Consider the following 20,381-nt stretch of genomic DNA (forward strand, 5'->3'; position numbering starts at 1 on the left):
ACTTAACTATAGAGCTAGACCATTATCTGGAGGTTTTATTCTTGTTCAAACGACTTTATCCGAAACATTTCGTCGCATCCATTTATGATATCGATTTAGAGATGTTAAAACGAAACGGTGTCAAAGCAATTTTGACGGATCTTGATAACACGCTTGTTGCATGGGATATTGCCGATGCTCCAGACGAATTGGTGTCATGGCTGGATATGGTGAATAATCAATACGGATTTGACGTCATCATCGTCTCGAATAATAACGGCGATCGTGTCAAAAAGTTCGCGGATCCACTCGGACTTCACTATATTGCACCTGCCCGAAAACCATTACCAATCGGTTTCAAACGAGCATTAACGGAATTCGGTTACCATGCAAAAGAAGTTGTATTTCTTGGGGATCAGCTGTTTACTGATGTGCTAGGAGCAAATTCCGTAGGCATCGAAGTCATTCACGTCCAACCCGTCGTTAAAACAGACGGTGTCGTCACTAAATTCAATCGCTTGATGGAACGTCTCGTCTTCCGTCGCATGAAACGTAAAGGCATCTATAAATTGACGCAACGTGTCAAAGAAGAGTCTGAAACGGAAAAGCGGCAGATCGAGTCACTGCGTCAAGATAAGCAACAATGACCCTGTCATACCGGTAGATGAAAGGATAGGCAGTAGTCGCAACATGTACGGCAATAGGTCGGAAGTTACGCTCTTGGAGTAGCGTGCAGGGTGCTACGTTGAATAGAGAAGGGAAAGTTCCCGATGCGGCTCAACACACATATGAACGAAGAAATTCATTGCGCCGGCTGTGGTGTCGAGATTCAAACAGAGGATCCGAAAGCACCAGGTTATGCGCCTAAATCTGCACTTGACCGTGAAATGGTCATTTGCCAACGTTGTTTTAAACTGAAACACTACAACCAAATTCAAGACGTTGCATTGACGGACGATGATTTTGTCAAAATTTTAGACGGAATCGGTCAAAAAGATGCACTCGTCGTTAAAATCGTTGATATTTTTGATTTCAACGGAAGTTGGTTACCAGGATTACACCGCTTCGTCGGAAAAAATGATGTCCTGCTTGTCGGGAATAAGGCAGATTTGTTGCCGAAATCACTTAATCCGAATCGTTTGATGAACTGGATGCGCCAAACATCGAAGGAACTGGGCTTACGTCCGGTAGATGTTCACTTGATTAGTGCGAAAAAAGGGCATGGCGTCGATGAATTAGCCGAGAAGATTGACTACTATCGTAAAGGGCGCGACGTTTACGTCGTCGGCTGTACGAACGTCGGGAAATCAACGCTCATCAACCAAGTCATTAAACGTTTTGGTGAAGAAGAAGAGGCCGTCATCACCGTCAGTCACTTCCCAGGAACGACACTCGATTTGATCGACATTCCGCTAGATGACAACTGTAACCTGTACGACACGCCAGGAATCATCAATCATCATCAGATGGCGCACTATGTCGATGCGCGCGACTTGAAATTGATTACGCCGAAAAAAGAAATCAAACCACAAGTCTTCCAAATCCACCCGCAACAAACGTTATTCTTTGGTGGTTTAGCACGCCTTGACTACATGGAAGGGAACAAACGTTCATTCGTCATCTATATGTCAAATGAACTCAAGGTTCACCGGACGAAGTTAGATAAGGCGGACGATCTTTATGCAAATCATAATGGAGAGTTATTATCGCCTCCGAATGAAAAAACGCTTGAGATGTTACCACCGCTCGTCCGTCATGAGTTCAGCTTACGTGACAACATGAAAACAGATATCGTCTTCAGTGGACTCGGTTGGGTTGCAGTTCACGGAAAAGGTGGACGAGTAGCTGCCTACGCGCCTAAAGGTGTTGCTGTTTCCTTACGTGAGGCGCTCGTCTGATGCGTTTCGCTGTCATCGGTCATCCGATTGCCCATTCACTTTCACCCGTGCTGCACGAGGCATGGCTGGAAGCGGCTGGGCTTTTCGGCTGTTATAGTATGATAGATGTCGAAGCAGACGATTTAGAGCAGGTCGTCCGGCAATTACGGATGCGCGAGCTCGACGGGATTAACGTCACGATTCCCTATAAGACGGCAATCATCCCGTTTCTTGATCGACTCGAGCCTTCTGCTGAAAAAGCAGGGGCGGTCAATACGGTCTATTTTGACGGGACGGAACTGGTCGGTGCGAATACGGACGGGACGGGATTCGTTCGTGCCTTGTCCGCAAGACAATCGTCAGAAAACATTCTTGTGATTGGCGCGGGCGGGGCGGCGCGAGGAATCGTCGCAGCGCTCGACGGGACTGTCACACTCATGAACCGGACGAATCAACGCGCGCGCGCGCTTGCCGCTGAATTTCAGGCGCAGGCAATCGACTGGTCGGAGTCACCAGATTTAACGCCGTATGACACAATCATCAATACGACATCGGTCGGTATGATGCCACGCATCGAAGCAACACCAATCGTATTGACCGAGACGACGGCACTGATTTGTGATATTATTTATCGACCGACTCCGACGCAACTACTACGTGATGCCTCGGCTCGAGGACTCGCGACACTAGACGGCGTCCCGATGTTCGTTTTACAAGCGGCTGAAGCATTTGAACGCTTCACCGGTCATGCACCTGATCTTACGCTTGGTGAGCAGGTGATTCGAAAGCAATTGGAGGAATATTGATATGTTAACAGGTAAACAAAAACGATTTTTACGTGCGACAGCACATGATTTAAGCCCGATTTTCCAAGTAGGGAAAAATGGCGTTGGAGAAGCGATGTGTGCGGATTTGATCGATGCACTCGAAAAACGTGAATTATTGAAAGTCCAAGTTTTGCAGAACTGTGCCGACACACCAAAAGACGTAGCGGCTGAACTCGTCGACGGAACAAATGCTGAACTCGTTCAAGTCATCGGTAAAGTTGTTGTTCTCTACAAAGAATCGAAAGAGAATAAAACGTTACAATTACCACGATGAAGATTGGTTTGATGGGCGGAACGTTTGACCCGCCCCACATCGGTCATTTATTGATAGCGGAACAAGCAAAGGAACAACTGCATCTTGATGCGGTTTGGTTTTTACCTGCGAACGTCCCTCCGCATAAAGCGGCGAACGTGACGAGTGCTGCGCAACGGTTGAAGCTCGTTGAAGCCGCTGTCCAGGCAAACGATGCGTTTTCCGTCTCGACGATTGAGTTCGAGCGTCAGGAAAAATCGTATACGCTTGAGACGGTTCTCGAATTGAAAAAACGGTATCCGACAGACGAGTTCGTGTTTCTACTCGGGGCAGACTCGCTTGCGAGCCTTGATACATGGTATCAAGCAGACCGCCTGTTTGAGGCAGTTCAATTCGGAGCGGTCGCACGTCCAGGCAGTCGTTATTTGATTCCGGCAGGTGCGCAGGTGACAGCAGTCGACTTACCGTCGCTTGAAGTGTCTTCGACGGACATTCGAAAACGTGTCGCCCGCGGTAAAAGTATCCGTTACCTTGTTCCTGAAGCTGTCCGACAACTAATCGAGGAGTGGGAATTGTATGTTACTTGAAGAAGCAGACGATATCATTAAACGAACACTCCCGCATAAGCGTTATGTGCATACGCTTGGAGTTGTTGAAACAGCTCGTCAACTCGCGCGGCGAAACGGTGTCGACGAGGAGACGGCAGCGTTCGCTGCGATGCTGCACGATTATGCGAAGTATCGGGACACCGAAGAAATGCGGACGCTCGCTCGCGAACTCGGACAGCTCGAGTTGCTCGATTATGACGATGAGCTCTTGCACGCGCCAATCGGCGCAGAACTCGTCAAACGTGAACTTGGCGTCAAAGATACGGTGATTTACCAAGCGATCGCGAATCATACGACCGGTGCTCCGGATATGCCATTGCTCGATCAAGTGATTTTCGTCGCCGATGCGATTGAGCCGAATCGTACGTATCCAGGCGTTGAAACATTACGTGAAATTGCAGACGTCGATTTAACGGACGCCGTCATCGCGACGCTTGCGCATACCATCCAATTTTTATGTAACAAACAAACAGTGATTTTTCCGTTGACGATTGAAACGTATAATGCGTTCGTCACGGCTAAACGAAAGGGGACAGTCCTATGACAGTCGAACAAGAATTAAAATTAATCGTAAATGCAATTGATGATAAACGGGCAGAAGATATCATCGTTTTAGATATGAAAAACATCTCACCAATCGCAGATTATTTCGTGATTTGTGAAGGTGGATCAGAAAAGCAAGTTCAAGCGATCGCACGTGAAGTGAAAGAAGTTGCGCATAAAAATGAACTTCCGATCAAACGTCTCGAAGGACTTGACGCAGCGCGTTGGGTACTCGCCGATCTTGAAAATGTTGTTGTGCATGTCTTCCACCGTGATGACCGTGACTACTACAACCTTGAAAAACTCTGGTCAGACGCACCTAAAGTAGAAGTCGAGATCGACTGATGGCGTACGAACAGTTTGCATACGTCTATGACGAGTTGATGCAAGATGTTCCCTACGACGAATGGGTCGCCTGGGTATCGCAATACGTCGAAGCAAACAGTACGATTGCTGACGTCGGTTGTGGGACAGGAACGGCGACGTTGTTACTCGCTGAGCATTACCGCGTGACAGGTATCGATCTATCGGAAGAGATGCTTGAAATTGCACAAGAAAAAGCGATGGGACAACAGCAAAAAATCGATTTTTGGTGTCAAGACATGCGCGAAATCGAATTGCCTGCTCCAGTCGATGCGCTGACGATTTTGTGTGACTCGCTCAACTACCTGAAGACAGAAGCGGATGTGCAACAGACGTTCGAACATGCGGCACGGACGTTAAAAGAAGGCGGGAAGTTGTTGTTTGATGTGCATTCCCCGCATAAGATGGAAACACTCTTTAACGGGAAAACATATGCGACACACGCCGAACAAAGTTCTTATATTTGGTTTGCCGATCCCGGAGAAGCACCACTGTCCGTCGTCCACGAATTGACGTTCTTCATCGAAGACGAAGATGGACGTTACGACCGTGTTGACGAGACACATCATCAACGGACGTATCCGCCGGAACAATACGTGACGTGGCTTCGTGAAGCAGGATTCCGGACGCTCGCCGTAACAGGTGATTTCACGAGTGATGCACCAACACCGACGGCCGAACGAATTTTCTTTGTAGCTGAAAAAATATAATGGATGGACCGTTGCAAAAGGAAACTTTCGCAGCGGTTTTTTGTGCTGTATGTTAAAGAAAAATACACGATTTACATGAAAAAGATTTCTTGAGGAATTGATTTGTCAGTTAACACCACGAGAAAAACGAATTACTCAAAGCTACGTGACGACTCGAGCCTGGTAAAGTCGAGGCAAGAGGAGGGAGACCGATGACTATTCCCCGGATTCAACAAATCGCGAGTGTTGTTGTTGTCGTGTTACTGATAATCGTACTGTTCGTCCCGTTACCATCGTGTTCGAAAGAAGCGCTCGTCGACAAACCAGCAATCGTTAAGCATGAGCAAGACGCCAAAGCAGAAGATCAAGGGTCCACGGAGCAGACCCTCTTAAACAAAAAAATCATGGTTGATGTGAAAGGGGCAGTCAAGCGACCGGGACCCTATTCCTTTAAGTTAGGCGACCGGATTAAAGACGCAGTCGTTCGTGCGGAGTTGACACAAGCTGCTGATGTGACAGAAATGAATCTCGCGGCACGGTTGATTGACGGTCAGGAAGTCATTGTTCCGACAAAAGAAAAAGTGAAACTTACACAACCGAAAGAAGAAGTGCCACAAGCAGATGTGCCGACTGGTCTGCTCGACTTGAATGCTGCGACGGAGCAACAGTTACTTGAAATCCCTGGAATCGGTCCAGCTAAAGCGAACGCGATTTTAGCCTATCGTGAAGAAAAGGGCGGGTTCGCGCGTTATGAAGACTTAGGAGAGGTTAAGGGATTTGGTGACAAGACGCTTGAAACATTGAGAGCCTATTTGATTGTTTACTGATGCCGTTATTCCCGTTATTTTTCATGATTGTATTGATCGCAATCAAAGAGTCACTTTGGCTCGTAGGTGTGATTTGTCTCGTTTTGACCATTAAAAGCTGGTCTTTTACTTCGACACGCCTTGTCTTGATGAGTCTGTTGGTCGTAGTGCTCATCGTGTACGGACAAGATTTCGTTGATACGACACCGATTCAGACAATTGATATTTTGGACGCGAAGCAAAATGGAGATCGGATTCGGTACCTGGCGACTGCGAATCAACAGGAGTTGATCGTTTCGGCGACGCTAGATGAACATCAGGATCTCGATTACGAGCGAATTGGAAGACGATGTCAAGTCGAACTGACGGAAAAAATGGTTTTACCCCGTGTCAATCGTGGCGGCTTTGACGAGGCGCGCTGGATGCGTACAGAACGATTAGCAGGAAAATTCGAAGTGAAAGAATGGGGATCGTGTACCGATACACCTGGATTTGACGCGCAGGGACGCAGGATGCGCCAAGCATGGATGGACCGGATTGAACGACTTCCGGCGAAACAAGCCTTGTATATCGAAGCGCTCGTGCTAGGTGAGGACCGATTGATGGATCAGTTGACGCTTGATCGCTTCAAGAAGTTTGGATTGTTACACGCAATCGTCATTTCAGGTTCACATATCGCCTTTTTGATTTTTACGATATTATGGATTTTGAAAAAGTGCCGATTGACGCGTGAACGAAGAGCGGAATTCGTCCTTGTCTTATTACCGTTATATGGTTGGCTGACGGAATGGAGTGCGCCGGTCACGCGTGCAGTCTGCGTCGCGTTCATCTTGATGCTCTATCAGCGTCTCGGACGACGGACAGACCCGCTCCTCGTGGTTGCCTATGTTGCAGCAGCGCAACTCGCCTATTCTTATACGAGTCTTTATGATATCGGCTTTCAGTTGACTGTCGGACTAACGATTTTTTTATTATTGTCGCGCAAGATCTGGCAAAAAGTAAAACGTCCTTGGAACTGGTTGTTAATTAGTGTCTGGGCGCAAATCTTAACGAGCCTAGTCTTGCAAATGGCGGAACAAACGGAAGTTTCGCCATGGTCGCCTCTGTTGAACCTCGTCATTGGAGCCTGGATCGAATGGATCATCCTTCCGCTTTCCTTTCTAGTAGGCTTACTCTTGTTTTTCCCAGTCACGGATACATTCATGACGCTCCACGAGCGAGCAGTTGGTGTACTTGATCTTGCCCTCGCGCAAGCGGAGCAGTTACCTGTTCCGACCGTTGCTGTCCACTTATTGTCGTTACCACTCTTTTTGCTCGTTATAGTCGTCGTCTTAATCGGATGGTATGTAGCGGAACAAAAGTGGTGGGGGCATCTTCTTCCCGTCTGTGCTCTCCTTCTTGGAAGTGTATCGATGGATTTAAGGACGGAAGAACAGGTGACATTTCTCGACGTCGGTCAAGGCGATAGTACGGTAATCGAGAAGGATGGAGAAACGTTCGTCATCGACACAGGCGGGGCGTTTACGTTATCACAACGTCCCACGTTACGTCCGTTCGACCCTGGTAGTCAAATCGTTGCGCCTTTTCTTCATACGCGCGCGGAGACAGTAATCGACGGACTCATCTTGACTCATGCTGACAATGATCATATTGGAGGTGTCATCGGGTTATTAAAGAAAATTCGTGTCGATACGATTTATTTCGGAAGATACGATAATCAGGATGAAAAGCGGCATCGTTTGCTGGAGCAGATTGAAGCGACAGGGACCAAAGTGGAGTTCGTCAAGGCAGGGCGAGAGATACGACCTTGGCTTACTGTTGTTGCACCTGACGAATCAGAAGCAGAGGAGAATGACCGTTCCATCGTGTTGCTTGCGGACGTTGCAGGAAAACGGGTTTTGTTGACGGGTGACGCGAGCATTGAACAAGAAGAAGGTTGGAACCTTGGACCAATCGATATTTTGAAAGCGGGTCATCATGGCTCGAAGACGTCGACGGGACTCGACTTGTTGCAACAAACGAATCCAGAAACAGTCATCATCTCCGCGGGACGGAATAATCGTTATGGTCACCCGCATGAAGAAGTGTTAGATCGCATCGGAAATCAGCGGACGATTTGGCGGACGGACAGGGACGGGATGATAACTTGTTCTTCAGCAGGCTGTGAAGCTATGATAAAATAAAAAACAGCAACCCCCCAAGGTTGCTGTTTTAGTGATTATAGACTTAAGAATTTGATTAAAACGCCAATGATGAATAAAACGGCGAAGAAACCAAATGAAGCGCCAAAACCGACGGCTGAGTCAAGCGCGTCATTACGTTTTGATTGAATATCGTTTTCAAACGCATTTTCACTTGGTGGGCGTACTGAATGTGCCATGCTGCATTCCCCCTTAATAGATTCCGCTTCTAGTATAGCGGAATAAAAGAGGATTATCTATGATGAAGTTAAGAACAAACTGTGAAATGTGGTGGGAATGATGAAAACACCTTGGCTTGTCAACGGAAAGTTGGCTAACCTTTATTTATTATATGGGACGGAGCGTCATCTTTTAGAGGAGTGGGAACGTGAAATCGTGAAGGCGGCATTACCAGATGGCGAACGATTTGACTACATGAAGATCGATTTAAACGATCAGCCTCTCGATGCCGTGTTAGATGAGGCGGAAACAGTTCCTTTTTTAAGTGATTACCGTGTCGTGGTTGCAAAACCAGCGACTTTTCTGACGGGCGCGAAAGATAAAAAAACGCATAACGTTGATCGATTAGCGGAATATGTCTTACAACCGGCAGATTATGCAGTCGTCGTTTTAATTGTCGAAGCGGAGAAACTGGATGAACGAAAAAAAATCGTCAAGCGGTTGAAAGATCGTGCGACGGTCCTCGAAGCAAAAAAGCCGACTCCGGAAGAATTATTCCGCTTTACGATGGATACTGTTAATGACAAAGGATACCGGATGGAGCGACCGGCAATTGAACGGTTAATCTTTTTGACAGGAGAAATGTGGGGAACGCTAGCGCATGAGCTCGATAAGCTGATGCTTTATGCAGGCGATCATCCGACGATTGAATTGGCGGATGTTGATTTGTTAGTACCGCGGACACTTGAAGACAATGTCTTTCAATTGACGGATTACTTAATGAAACGTCAACTTGAGCCTGCGATTCGCCTGATTCGTGACTTAGAAAAGCAAGGTCAGGAAATATTAGCGCTGCTCGGTTTGATGGCACGTCAGTACCGAATGATGTTACTGTCTAAGCGTCTGGCGGAACAAGGTTATGGTGAACGACAAATTGCTTCAAAGGTCGGGGCGCATCCATATGCGATTAAATTAGCATTGCAGTCCGGGAAACGATTTACGTTCGCCCAACTCGAACAAGCGTTAATCGCCATCACGACGACTGATGAAGGGATGAAGACTGGGCGTGGTGATAAGCGAATATTGTTTGATTCACTAATCGTCCGACTAGCGACTTTGTGAGGAGCTGACGAACTAATGGAAATTCGAATGATTCAAGCAACAGAAGTGATTCCACTTCGTCATGGCGTCTTACGTCCGCATCAACCGATTGAAGCGTGCACGTATCCGGACGACTTGGCGACAGATACGTTTCACCTTGGAGGCGTCAAGGACGGTAAAATTGTCGCAATCGGCTCATTTGCAAAACGGTCATATGATACGGCACCCGAATTGACATATCAATTGCGGGGAATGGCGACGAGTCCGGATGTACGTGGTGAAGGATACGGGATTGCATTGCTTGAAGAAGCACGACGAATCTTAAAGGAACGGCAAGCTACTGGTTGGTGGTGTAATGCCCGGCTGGTCGCAGTTCCGTTTTACGAACGATTTGGAATGAAGATTGCGAGTGAGCAATTTGAAATCGAAGGAATTGGTCCGCATCACGTGATGGTCGATCGATTGACGTATTGAAACGAAGTATTCAAATCAACTGAGACTGACTCGAAAGGAAGCATTCTTTTGGAGTCGGTCTCTTTTTTAAGCACAAAAAAATCGCCACCGGGGAAGCCCCTAGTGGCGATCGATCACCGTATTCTTCGGAAAGAATTAAAGTGCGTTTACGAGTTTAGCGAGACGTGATTTGTCACGACCAGCTTTGTTGCTGTGGATAAGACCTTTAGCAGCAGCTTTGTCGATTTTCTTAGACGCTGTGTTGAAAGCTACGAGCGCTTGCTCTTTGTTACCTTCAGTAGCGAAAGTTTCGACTGCTTTGATAGCTGAACGCATTGACGATTTACGTTGTACGTTAGCGACGCGGCGTTTTTCAGCTGTTTTAACACGCTTGATTGCTGATTTAATGTTAGCCATGGATGATTCACCTCCAAGAAAACTCATTCGAGATTTATATTCGCATATCTGCATTTATCGTTCAACAGAACAAACACAATTGTAGCAAACGTTTTTCTTAAAAGCAATAACAGCTCTAGGGTTTCTTTGGATTTTTGTTTTTCGGTAAAACAAAACGGGATGGTACAGCTCGTCTGATTTTTGTTATAATGAAGCGTATGTACGTTTGAATATAAGGTAAGGTGACTATAAACATGAATAATGCAGACCGTTTAAAACGGCAGAAGAGCATTCGGAACTTCTCGATTATCGCCCATATCGACCACGGGAAATCGACGCTCGCTGACCGTATTCTAGAAAGAACAGGCGCTTTGACGTCACGTGAAATGAAAGACCAAACGCTTGATGCCATGGATCTCGAGCGGGAACGTGGAATCACGATCAAGTTGAATGCCGTCCAATTGAAGTATACAGCAAAAGATGGTGAGGAATATATCCTCCATCTGATCGACACACCTGGACACGTCGACTTTACTTATGAAGTTTCGCGTTCACTCGCAGCGTGTGAAGGTGCTGTTCTCGTCGTCGATGCGGCGCAAGGGATTGAAGCACAGACACTCGCGAACGTCTACTTGGCGTTAGATAACGATCTTGAAATTTTACCGATCATCAATAAAATTGACTTGCCATCGGCGGATGTCGAACGTGTTCGTCAAGAAATCGAAGATGTCATCGGACTCGATGCATCTGAAGCGGTTCCGACGTCAGCAAAAGCAGGAATCGGAATTGAAGAGATTCTTGAACAAATCGTCGAAAAAGTGCCTGCACCAACCGGTGATCCATCGGCACCGCTCGAAGCGTTAATCTTTGATTCGTTCTATGATCCGTACCGTGGCGTTGTCGCATCAATCCGAATCGTCAACGGAACGGTCAAAGTCGGTGATAAAATTCGCATGATGTCGACCGGTAAAGATTTCGAAGTCTTAGAACTTGCCGTTTCGACACCAAAACCACTCCGTCAACAAGAATTAACGGTCGGAGATGTTGGTACATTGTCAGCGTCGATTAAGACCGTTGGAGACGTCCGAGTAGGGGATACGATTACACTCGCGAAACAACCGGCAATCGAAGCGTTACCGGGTTACCGGAAAATGAATCCGATGGTGTATTGTGGACTCTACCCAATCGACGCCGCCCGTTACAATGATTTACGTGAAGCACTTGAGCGTCTCCAGTTAAGTGATGCGGCACTCGAGTTCGAGCCGGAGACATCGCAAGCACTTGGATTCGGTTTCCGCTGTGGATTCCTAGGTATGTTGCACATGGAAATCATTCAAGAGCGAATCGAACGTGAGTTCAACATCGATATGATCACGACAGCACCGTCGGTTATCTACAACGTGACGACGACGTCCGGCGAAGTCTTGCATGTCGACAACCCGTCGAAGATGCCAGACCAGCAAAAGGTCGAGTTCATCGAAGAACCTTTCGTCAAGGCAGCTGTCATGACGCCGAACGACTATGTCGGGGCGATTATGGAGCTTTGTCAAAAGAAACGCGGGACGTTCATCGACATGGAATACATCGATACGACACGTGTTAAAATCACGTATGAGTTACCGCTTTCGGAAATCGTTTATGATTTCTTCGATCAATTAAAATCGAGTACAAAAGGATATGCTTCACTGGATTATGAATTGATTGGCTACCAACAATCACGCCTTGTGAAGATGGATATCTTATTGAATAACGAAAACGTCGATGCCCTGAGTTTCATCGTTCACCGTGATTTCGCGTACGAACGTGGGAAAGTCATCGTTGATAAATTAAAAGAATTGATTCCACGGATGCAATTCGAAGTGCCGATTCAAGCTGCGGTCGGGACAAAAATCGTTGCGCGTTCGACGATTAAAGCCCTTCGGAAAAACGTTCTCGCAAAATGTTATGGTGGGGATATCTCACGGAAACGTAAATTGCTCGAGAAGCAAAAAGAAGGTAAGAAGCGTATGAAGATGGTAGGCTCGGTAGAGGTACCTCAAGAAGCCTTCATGTCGGTTCTGTCGATGGATGAAGATTAAAGTCAAAAGGGGGCGTCTAACGCACCCTTTTTCTTGTTTATATAGAAAGGATGAGGCGAAATGACTCCACGCGCCGCATATGTCCACATTCCGTTTTGTGAACATATCTGTTACTACTGTGATTTCAATAAAGTATTTTTAAAAAATCAACCGGTTGCGGAATATTTAGATGCGTTAGAACGTGAAATCGAACTGACACTACAACAATACCCGACCGATCGACTCGAAACGATTTTCATTGGTGGCGGAACACCGACTGCGTTAAATGAACAACAGATGCAACGTCTGATGGACATCATCAGTAAACACCTCTTGCCGCTGACGGATGAGACGCTTGAATATACGGTCGAGTCGAATCCGGACGGCGTCTCGCCTGAAAAACTCGATATCATGAAAGCGGGTGGTGTCAACCGTGTCAGTTTCGGTGTCCAGTCGTTTGACGACGGATTGCTTGAACGGATCGGTCGGACGCACCGGGAAGCGAAAGTCGCAGAGACGCTTGACGAAGCGGCTAAACGGTTTGATAACATTTCCGTCGATTTGATGTTCGGCTTACCGAATCAAACGCTTGAGCAAGTTAAATACGATGTCGAGCGCGCCCTTCGCTTACCAATTACCCATATTTCGTCGTACTCGTTAATTTTGGAACCGCACACCGTGTTCGCGATTCAAGAACGAAAAGGAAAACTCCCGTTACCGACACAAGATCTTGAAGCAGAGATGTATCGTTTGATGATTGAGACGATTGAAGCCGGTGGTTTGAAGCAATACGAAATCTCGAACTTTTCGTTACCGGGGAAAGAAAGTCGGCATAACCGGGTCTACTGGGAAAATGATGAGTATTACGGTTTCGGTGCAGGCTCGCACAGTTACATCGATCAAACGCGTCGCGCGAACATCGCACCGATTCCGCATTACATCAAGGCGGAAGGTTTACCGGTCCGCAACGAGACACCGTTGGCACGTGTCGAGCGAATGGAAGAAGAGATGTTCCTCGGACTTCGGATGAAGCAAGGGGTGTCAATCGAACACTTTGAGCAAAAGTATGGTATAGCGTTAGATGCTGCTTTTGGTAAAACAATCACGAAGTTGTTGCCGCGCGGATTAGTCGAACGGACGAACACACACTTACGATTAACGGAGGCGGGTGTCCCGCTTGCGAATGAAGTATTCGCCGAGTTTATCGGTGAAGCGGAAGTTGAATGATTTCAGGACGACAAAAAAACCAATCCACAGTAGCGGGATTGGTTTTTTGCGTACAGACAACGTGCTATTGGGAGATAAAAGCGTCTTTTCTCGTTATTTTCCTCGTACGCGTCTATTTTTTAGATTTTCTTGCGAAATAAGCAGTCGTTCCGATGATGGCAATGAACAACCAAACGAACACACCGGCCATCGCAAACATCTCAAGCATCTTGATCATCCTTTTCATCATTTGTTTCACTGTATCGTATAATGGGAAACTGTTCAAAGGGTTCAGCAAATCTGTTGACATCATTTCCACTATTCCTTATAGTAAAGATGTAATTAGCACTCGTTAAAAGTGAGTGCTAACAAAATAAGGTGGTGAAGAAGGTGCTGACGGATCGTCAATTGTTGATTTTGCGTGCAATCGTCGATGATTATATCAAAACCGCTCAACCCGTCGGCTCACGGACGCTCTCGAAACGAGACGACGTGACGTTCAGTTCCGCGACCATTCGAAATGAGATGGCGGACCTCGAAGAGATGGGATTGATTGAAAAACCGCATACTTCTGCGGGACGAATTCCATCTGAGCTTGGATATCGATTTTATGTCGATCATCTGATTCGTCCGGAAAGCATCTCACCGCAAGAGGCAAAAGCATTAAAATCATTATTTGCCCATTCCGTGAATGAAAATGATCGCTTGATCAGACATACGGCGGACTTGTTGAGCGAATTGACGCATTACACGACACTTGTATTAGGTCCTAAAGAAGAAGGACAACGGCTCCACCATTTAGAATTAATCCCGTTAGCAGAAGGACGCGTCGTAATCGTTCTCGTAACGGAGACAGGTCATGTTGAGCATAAGACACTTCAGTTAGCGGAAGCTCTCTCACGTGAGGCAGCGAGTCGACTGATGGAACGTCTGAATAAGACGTTACGAGGAACACCACTGAGCAATCTTCGTATTCGTTTGCTGGAAGAAATCAGACGTTTTCGTTCCGAACATTCGGAGCAGACGTCGTTACTTTCGAAAGCACTCGATATCGTTTTGATGGATCAACAGGATGAGCGTCCCTTGATTTATCTGGGTGGGAAAGCAAACATGTTCGACCAACCGGAATTTCAAGACGTCGCCAAACTAAGACCTGTCTTAGAATTGATTGAACAGCAGGAAGCATTGTTTGATTTCTTGAGTCCGAATCTCGATAATCAAATCTTGATTACAATCGGAAGTGAAAACAATGTCGATGCCCTGAAGGATTGTAGCGTGATCCGTGCCCATTACTCCGTTGATGGCGTTTCGCTCGGGACACTTGCGCTGATTGGTCCAAAACGGATGGATTATAATCGAGGCATCAATTCGATCATTCATCTTTTGCAAGCATTCCAAACCGAGCTGCGTAAGAACAGCTTGGATTGAATATAGAAAGGGGCTCGATTCAGAGTGGAAGAAAAAGAGCAGAATCAAAACCTCAGTAATGAAGAAACAACCGAGCAACAAGCAGAAACAGTTGAAGTAACAGAAGAGGAACTCGTGCAAGCGGACCTCGTCGAAGAAGAAGCGACACCGAATTTTGAAGCACAACTTGCAGAAGCAAAAGCATCAGAATTACGGTTGCGTGCCGATTTTGATAACTTCAAGCGCCGTAACCGGATTGAAGCGGAAAATCGTGCGAAGTATTCATCACAATCAATCGTCGAGAAGTTACTCCCACTCGTCGATAACCTTGATCGCGCACTCCAGATTGAGTCTGACAACGAAGAAACAAAGTCAGTCTTAGCGGGTGTCGAAATGGTCAAGCGTCAGTTAGCCGAAACCCTTCAAAACGAAGGTGTCGTTGAAATTCCAGCGGTCGGCGAAGCTTTTGACCCGAATCTGCATCAGGCAGTCGTTCAGGAAGCAAGTGACGAATTCGAGTCGGGCATCGTAACGGCTGAATTCCAAAAAGGGTATAAGTTACATGACCGCGTGATTCGTCCAAGCATGGTCAAAGTCGCAGAGTAATCTCGAATCATCCGAAACACAACAATTAACTAATCGAAGGTGAGGAATTTATCATGGCAAAAATCATTGGTATTGACTTAGGTACAACGAACTCATGTGTAGCAGTAATGGAAGGCGGAGAGCCAGTCGTTATCGCAAACGCAGAAGGTAACCGTACGACACCATCTGTCGTCGCTTTTAAAAACGGAGAGCGTCAAGTTGGGGAAGTCGCGAAACGTCAAGCAATCACGAACCCGAATACAATCATGTCGATCAAACGTCACATGGGTACAGACTACAAAGTTGAAGTTGAAGGAAAAGATTACACGCCACAAGAAGTATCAGCCATCATCCTTCAAAAGTTGAAAGCGCAAGCTGAAGATTATCTCGGTGAAAAAGTAACGGAAGCGGTCATCACAGTTCCTGCTTACTTCAACGATGCAGAACGCCAAGCAACAAAAGACGCGGGTACAATCGCTGGTCTTGACGTAAAACGGATCATCAACGAGCCGACTGCAGCAGCACTTGCATACGGACTTGAAAAAGGCGAAGACCACACAATCTTGATTTATGACCTTGGTGGCGGTACATTCGACGTTTCAATCCTTGAACTTGGTGATGGTGTCTTTGAAGTTGTTTCAACAGCCGGTGACAGCCGTCTTGGAGGAGATGATTTTGACCAAAAAATCATCGATCACCTTGTTGCAGAATTCAAAAAAGACAATGGTATCGACTTAGCACAAGATAAAATGGCGCTTCAACGTTTGAAAGATGCTGCTGAAAAAGCGAAGAAAGACCTTTCAGGTGTCTCTTCGACACAAATCAGCCTTCCGTTCATCACGGCTGGCGCAGCAGGTCCACTTCACCTTGAAATGACGTTATCACGTGCGAAATTCGACGATTTGACTGCTGACCTCGTCGAGCGGACGATGGAACCAACGCGCCGTGCCCTTAGCGATGCTGGTATGTCACCAGATAAAATCGATAAAATCATTCTTGTCGGGGGATCAACACGAATTCCTGCAGTCCAAAAAGCAGTTCAAGACTTCACAGGTAAAGAATCATTCAAAGGCGTTAACCCGGACGAAGTGGTTGCCCTCGGTGCAGCAGTTCAAGGTGGCGTATTGACTGGTGACGTCAAAGACGTTGTTCTTCTTGACGTAACACCACTCTCACTCGGAATCGAAACAATGGGTAGCGTGATGACGAAGTTGATCGATCGTAACACGACGATCCCGACATCGAAGTCACAAGTTTTCTCTACAGCAGCTGATAACCAGCCGGCAGTAGACATCCACGTCCTTCAAGGGGAACGTCCGATGGCAACAGATAACAAAACGCTTGGTCGTTTCCAGTTGACAGACATTCCACCAGCACAACGCGGCGTGCCGCAAATCGAAGTTAAATTCGACATCGATGCAAACGGAATCGTTAACGTATCGGCGAAAGACCTCGGTACAAACAAAGAACAATCGATCACAATCCAATCATCAAGCGGCTTGACTGAAGCGGACATCGACCAAATGGTCAAAGATGCTGAAGCGAACGCAGATGCAGATAACAAACGTAAAGAAGAAGTTGAACTTCGTAACGAAGCCGATCAACTCGTCTTCGCGACAGATAAAGCAATCAAAGACCTCGGCGAACAAATCGATGCTGCCGATAAAGAAAAAGCAGAAGCTGCAAAAGAAAAAGTAACAACGGCTCTTGCTGGAGAAGACATCGAAGCGATTCGTACGGCGAAAGATGAATTATCAACAGTCGTTCAAGAACTCACACAAAAAGTCTACGAAAACATGGCTCAACAACAAGCTGGCGCTGAAGGCGCACAAGCTGACGGACAAGACGACAACGTCATGGACGCAGAATTTGAAGAAGTAGACGATAAAGACAACAAATAATTCGAATCGACCGATTTTTCGGGCGCTAGAGAGAGCCAAAGCGTGATCCGCGCTTTGGCTCTTTCCATGTCGCACGAAGTTCGGTAAAATCAAACAGTATGAAGTGAATCGGAGCCAAAGAGAGGGAGACTGAACGTGGAAAAACGCGATTATTATGAAGTGTTAGGTGTTGCACGCGACGCCTCAGCAGCAGAAATTAAACGAGCTTATCGGAAACTCGCCCGGACGTACCATCCGGATGTCAATAAAGAATCAGATGCCGATGCAAAATTCAAAGAGATTTCAGAAGCGTACGAAATTTTGTCTGACGACAATAAACGAGCACGTTACGATCAGTACGGTCACCAAGATCCATCGCAAGGTGGTGCAGGATTCGGTGGCGCAGAAGGATTCGGGGACATCTTTGATATGTTCTTTGGTGGTGGTGGACGCCGTCAAGATCCGAATGCACCGCGTAAAGGACAAGATCTCCAGTACGTAGAAGAAATTGATTTCATGGAGGCATTCTCGGGTGTTGAGAAAGTCATCACGATTCCAATCGAGGAAGATTGCGAAACGTGTCATGGATCAGGTGCAAAACCAGGGACGCACCCGGAAACATGTAAACGTTGTGCTGGATCAGGTCACATCAACGTCGAACAAAACACGATGTTCGGTCGTGTCGTCAACCAAACAACATGTTCGACATGTCACGGACGTGGACAAATCGTCAAAGAACCATGTGAAACATGTCGTGGTGCAGGACGGGTCCGTAAAAATAAAGACGTTCGTGTCAAAATTCCAGCAGGGATCGACAATGGACAACAAATTCGTCTGGCTGGTAAAGGGGAAGCAGGCGTCAACGGCGGACCGTTCGGTGACCTCTACGTCGTCGTCCGTGTCCGGGAACACGAATTGTTCGAACGGGTTGACGATCATATCGTCATGGACATGCCGTTAACATTCGCTCAAGCGACACTCGGGGATGAAATCGAAGTGCCGACCGTTCATGGAAAAGTTAGCTTAAAGATTCCTGCCGGTACACAGACTGGATCACGGTTCCGCCTTCGTGGTAAAGGGATGCCGAACGTTCGTTCAGGTCATCATGGTGACCAGTATGTCAACGTCGTCCTCATCACACCGAAGCATTTGACAGATCGTCAAAAAGAAATCTTACGTGAATTCAACGAAATCAGTGATGAAAAAGGTGTCGAAGAGCAGCATGAAGGTGTCTTTGGCCGCATTAAAACATTCTTTAAAGGGTGATTCGCTAAAGGAGCGTGACAGGAAATGAAATGGTCAGAAGTTTGTGTCCATACGACACAAGAAGCAGTCGAAGCAGTCTCGAATATTTTACATGAAGCAGGAGCGAGTGGTGTCGTCATCGAGGATGTCGAAGATTTCGAGATGATGTCGCATCGTGAAGACAACTTCGGTGAAATTTGGGATGAGAAAAAACGAGACGAATATCCGGATACAGGTGTCCTCGTCAAAGCTTATCTTGCGGAAAGTAGCGATTTGACGGATATGATTAAAGGAATCGAACGGGATATCCAGATGCTGACGCAGTTCGGACTGACGATCGGTTCAGGTACTGTCACGCTCACACAAGTCGATGAAGAAGATTGGGCCCATTCGTGGAAACAGTTTTATAAGCCAGTTAAGATCAGCCGTCACTTGACGGTCGTTCCGATGTGGGAAGACTATACACCACAACCGGATGAAAAAATCATCGAACTTGACCCGGGTATGGCGTTTGGGACAGGAACGCATCCGACGACAGTTCTATGTATTCAAGCGATTGAAAACTACTTGCAAGAGCAAGACCGCGTCGTCGATGTCGGGACGGGTTCTGGTGTCCTCGCGATCGCCGCTGCGAAACTGGGAGCAAAAGATGTATTCGCGCTTGATTTAGATGAAGTCGCAGTTAAATCAGCGACAGATAACGTGGCACTCAATCAAGTCAGTGACCGGATCACAGTCCGTCAAGGTGACTTGATGAAAGCATTAAATGAGCCTGTCGAATTGATTGTCGCAAACATCTTAGCTGAGGTCATCTTATTGTTTGTGAACGATGCCTACGAGCTGACACTACCAGGCGGGCATTTCATTGCCTCAGGCATCATCAGTCAGAAGAAAGACATGGTGGTCGAGGCGATGACCGAGGCTGGTTTTACGATTGTTGAAACAACAAAACTGGAAGACTGGGTCGCAATCATCGCGAAACGCGAGGCCTGAGCCGATGCAACGATACTTTGTAGAGCAGACAGCTCGCTCGGGAGAACGGTTTACCTTGCAAAAGGATGACGCCCATCATATGAAAAACGTCATGCGAATGGATGTCGGGGATGAAATCTTGGTCCTTGATGGAACCGGCCTATTTCGTTGTGCGCTCGAAGAACTCGACAAACAACAGGCCGTCGCACGGATTGTCGAGTCGTTACCAATCGATACAGAATTACCGATTCGGGTGACGCTTGCCTATGCCTTGCCGAAAGGTGATAAAATCGAGCTCGTCGCTCAAAAAGCGACCGAACTCGGGATGAATCAACTACTCATTTTTGAATCCGCCCGTTCGGTCTCGAAATGGGATGCGAAAAAGGTCCCGAAAAAAATCGAGCGTCTTGAAAAAATCATCAAAGAAGCAGCCGAGCAATCCTACCGTGCTCACTTGCCGCAAGTTGACTATGTGACGTATGATGAAGTCCTACAAGAAGCACCGCAATATACGGCATGTTTAGTCGCATACGAAGAATCAGCGAAAGAAGGCGAAGCTACGGCTTTTGCCTCGACTCTGGCGCGACTGCAGGCGGGGGATTCACTCCTCGTCGTGATTGGTCCTGAAGGTGGACTGACGGAGACGGAGGTAACACGGTTGACCGATGCCGGCTTCTTACCGGCATCACTCGGACGACGGATTTTACGGACGGAAACGGCGCCGCTGTATGTCCTATCCGCCGTATCGTATCATTTTGAACTGAAAGGGTGAAC

General features: G+C 47.0%; 23 protein-coding genes. 20 read left to right on the top strand and 3 right to left on the bottom strand.

The features are described 5' to 3' along the window. The first annotated feature begins 41 nt into the window (after window positions 1–41). The 10 genes from KNP88_RS06535 to KNP88_RS06580 all read left to right on the top strand — a co-directional run bounded on the left by KNP88_RS06535 (window position 42) and on the right by KNP88_RS06580 (window position 8,128). Window positions 42–626 (top strand): YqeG family HAD IIIA-type phosphatase, encoded by a 585-nt coding sequence (locus KNP88_RS06535; protein WP_088836511.1) that lies wholly within the window; start codon window positions 42–44, stop codon window positions 624–626. Between the two features lie 141 nt (window positions 627–767). Continuing rightward, complete coding sequence (yqeH, locus tag KNP88_RS06540; RefSeq protein WP_029332883.1) at window positions 768–1,877, top strand: ribosome biogenesis GTPase YqeH; 1,110 nt, start codon at window positions 768–770, stop codon at window positions 1,875–1,877. Further along, entirely contained in the window at window positions 1,877–2,662 is a 786-nt protein-coding gene (gene aroE, locus KNP88_RS06545) for a shikimate dehydrogenase (protein WP_214765469.1), read from the top strand. The genes yqeH and aroE overlap by 1 nt, the downstream gene beginning before the upstream one ends. A gap of 1 nt (window position 2,663) precedes the next feature. Next, window positions 2,664–2,957: a ribosome assembly RNA-binding protein YhbY gene (yhbY, locus tag KNP88_RS06550; protein WP_088836513.1), complete on the top strand. Its 294-nt coding sequence runs from the start codon at window positions 2,664–2,666 to the stop codon at window positions 2,955–2,957. Then, window positions 2,954–3,523 carry a nicotinate-nucleotide adenylyltransferase gene (locus KNP88_RS06555; RefSeq protein ID WP_088836514.1) on the top strand — a complete coding sequence of 190 codons (570 nt, stop codon included), beginning with the start codon at window positions 2,954–2,956 and terminating at the stop codon, window positions 3,521–3,523. The genes yhbY and KNP88_RS06555 overlap by 4 nt, the downstream gene beginning before the upstream one ends. Then, window positions 3,513–4,088: a bis(5'-nucleosyl)-tetraphosphatase (symmetrical) YqeK gene (gene yqeK, locus KNP88_RS06560; protein WP_214892958.1), complete on the top strand. Its 576-nt coding sequence runs from the start codon at window positions 3,513–3,515 to the stop codon at window positions 4,086–4,088. The genes KNP88_RS06555 and yqeK overlap by 11 nt, the downstream gene beginning before the upstream one ends. Further along, window positions 4,085–4,432: a ribosome silencing factor gene (gene rsfS, locus KNP88_RS06565; protein WP_029332888.1), complete on the top strand. Its 348-nt coding sequence runs from the start codon at window positions 4,085–4,087 to the stop codon at window positions 4,430–4,432. Before yqeK ends, rsfS begins: the two co-directional genes overlap by 4 nt. Then, window positions 4,432–5,160 carry a class I SAM-dependent DNA methyltransferase gene (locus KNP88_RS06570; RefSeq protein ID WP_214892961.1) on the top strand — a complete coding sequence of 243 codons (729 nt, stop codon included), beginning with the start codon at window positions 4,432–4,434 and terminating at the stop codon, window positions 5,158–5,160. The genes rsfS and KNP88_RS06570 overlap by 1 nt, the downstream gene beginning before the upstream one ends. Window positions 5,161–5,351: 191 nt before the next feature. Beyond that, window positions 5,352–5,966 (top strand): helix-hairpin-helix domain-containing protein, encoded by a 615-nt coding sequence (locus KNP88_RS06575; protein WP_214765462.1) that lies wholly within the window; start codon window positions 5,352–5,354, stop codon window positions 5,964–5,966. Next, a complete protein-coding gene (locus KNP88_RS06580; RefSeq protein WP_214807468.1) occupies window positions 5,966–8,128 on the top strand; it encodes a DNA internalization-related competence protein ComEC/Rec2 in 2,163 nt (720 codons plus the stop codon). Before KNP88_RS06575 ends, KNP88_RS06580 begins: the two co-directional genes overlap by 1 nt. 35 nt (window positions 8,129–8,163) lie before the next feature. Here the strand turns inward: KNP88_RS06580 and KNP88_RS06585 are convergent, their stop codons facing one another. After that, the gene (locus KNP88_RS06585; protein ID WP_029332892.1) at window positions 8,164–8,325 is read right to left on the bottom strand and encodes a YqzM family protein; all 162 of its coding nucleotides are present in this window, start codon (window positions 8,323–8,325) and stop codon (window positions 8,164–8,166) included. 100 nt (window positions 8,326–8,425) lie between these two features. Between KNP88_RS06585 and holA the strand changes: the two genes are divergently transcribed. Together holA and KNP88_RS06595 are read left to right on the top strand one after the other, a co-directional pair. Next, window positions 8,426–9,427 (top strand): DNA polymerase III subunit delta, encoded by a 1,002-nt coding sequence (gene holA, locus KNP88_RS06590; protein ID WP_029332893.1) that lies wholly within the window; start codon window positions 8,426–8,428, stop codon window positions 9,425–9,427. Window positions 9,428–9,442: 15 nt separating this feature from the next. Continuing rightward, a complete protein-coding gene (locus tag KNP88_RS06595) occupies window positions 9,443–9,880 on the top strand; it encodes a GNAT family N-acetyltransferase (RefSeq protein ID WP_088836521.1) in 438 nt (145 codons plus the stop codon). Between the two features lie 135 nt (window positions 9,881–10,015). On the opposite strand, the gene rpsT is transcribed toward KNP88_RS06595, so the two are convergent. After that, window positions 10,016–10,276: a 30S ribosomal protein S20 gene (gene rpsT, locus KNP88_RS06600; protein WP_014969761.1), complete on the bottom strand. Its 261-nt coding sequence runs from the start codon at window positions 10,274–10,276 to the stop codon at window positions 10,016–10,018. A gap of 233 nt (window positions 10,277–10,509) precedes the next feature. Here rpsT and lepA point away from each other — a divergent pair, with 233 nt between their 5' ends. Together lepA and hemW are read left to right on the top strand one after the other, a co-directional pair. Then, the gene (gene lepA / locus KNP88_RS06605) at window positions 10,510–12,333 is read left to right on the top strand and encodes a translation elongation factor 4 (protein WP_214892963.1); all 1,824 of its coding nucleotides are present in this window, start codon (window positions 10,510–10,512) and stop codon (window positions 12,331–12,333) included. Window positions 12,334–12,393: 60 nt separating this feature from the next. Beyond that, on the top strand, window positions 12,394–13,539 hold the full coding sequence (gene hemW / locus KNP88_RS06610) for a radical SAM family heme chaperone HemW (protein ID WP_214892967.1): 1,146 nt from the start codon (window positions 12,394–12,396) through the stop codon (window positions 13,537–13,539). 112 nt (window positions 13,540–13,651) lie between these two features. Here the strand turns inward: hemW and KNP88_RS06615 are convergent, their stop codons facing one another. Continuing rightward, entirely contained in the window at window positions 13,652–13,831 is a 180-nt protein-coding gene (locus tag KNP88_RS06615) for a hypothetical protein (RefSeq protein ID WP_088836524.1), read from the bottom strand. 77 nt (window positions 13,832–13,908) lie between these two features. On the opposite strand from KNP88_RS06615, the gene hrcA reads away from it, so the two are divergent. The 6 genes from hrcA to KNP88_RS06645 all read left to right on the top strand — a co-directional run bounded on the left by hrcA (window position 13,909) and on the right by KNP88_RS06645 (window position 20,379). Beyond that, complete coding sequence (gene hrcA / locus KNP88_RS06620; RefSeq protein ID WP_029332898.1) at window positions 13,909–14,946, top strand: heat-inducible transcriptional repressor HrcA; 1,038 nt, start codon at window positions 13,909–13,911, stop codon at window positions 14,944–14,946. 24 nt (window positions 14,947–14,970) lie between these two features. Next, the gene (gene grpE, locus KNP88_RS06625; RefSeq protein WP_029332899.1) at window positions 14,971–15,531 is read left to right on the top strand and encodes a nucleotide exchange factor GrpE; all 561 of its coding nucleotides are present in this window, start codon (window positions 14,971–14,973) and stop codon (window positions 15,529–15,531) included. A gap of 53 nt (window positions 15,532–15,584) precedes the next feature. After that, window positions 15,585–17,411 (top strand): molecular chaperone DnaK, encoded by a 1,827-nt coding sequence (dnaK, locus tag KNP88_RS06630; RefSeq protein ID WP_088836525.1) that lies wholly within the window; start codon window positions 15,585–15,587, stop codon window positions 17,409–17,411. A 135-nt stretch (window positions 17,412–17,546) separates the two neighbouring features. After that, window positions 17,547–18,656 carry a molecular chaperone DnaJ gene (dnaJ, locus tag KNP88_RS06635; RefSeq protein ID WP_088836526.1) on the top strand — a complete coding sequence of 370 codons (1,110 nt, stop codon included), beginning with the start codon at window positions 17,547–17,549 and terminating at the stop codon, window positions 18,654–18,656. Between the two features lie 24 nt (window positions 18,657–18,680). Further along, complete coding sequence (prmA, locus tag KNP88_RS06640) at window positions 18,681–19,628, top strand: 50S ribosomal protein L11 methyltransferase (protein WP_029332902.1); 948 nt, start codon at window positions 18,681–18,683, stop codon at window positions 19,626–19,628. A gap of 4 nt (window positions 19,629–19,632) precedes the next feature. Beyond that, window positions 19,633–20,379, top strand: coding sequence for a 16S rRNA (uracil(1498)-N(3))-methyltransferase (locus KNP88_RS06645; protein WP_214892970.1), 747 nt, complete (start codon window positions 19,633–19,635; stop codon window positions 20,377–20,379). The last annotated feature ends 2 nt before the right edge of the window (window positions 20,380–20,381 follow it).

This window comes from Exiguobacterium sp. H66 (assembly GCF_018618705.1).
In the GTDB taxonomy this organism is placed as follows: domain Bacteria; phylum Bacillota; class Bacilli; order Exiguobacteriales; family Exiguobacteriaceae; genus Exiguobacterium_A; species Exiguobacterium_A oxidotolerans.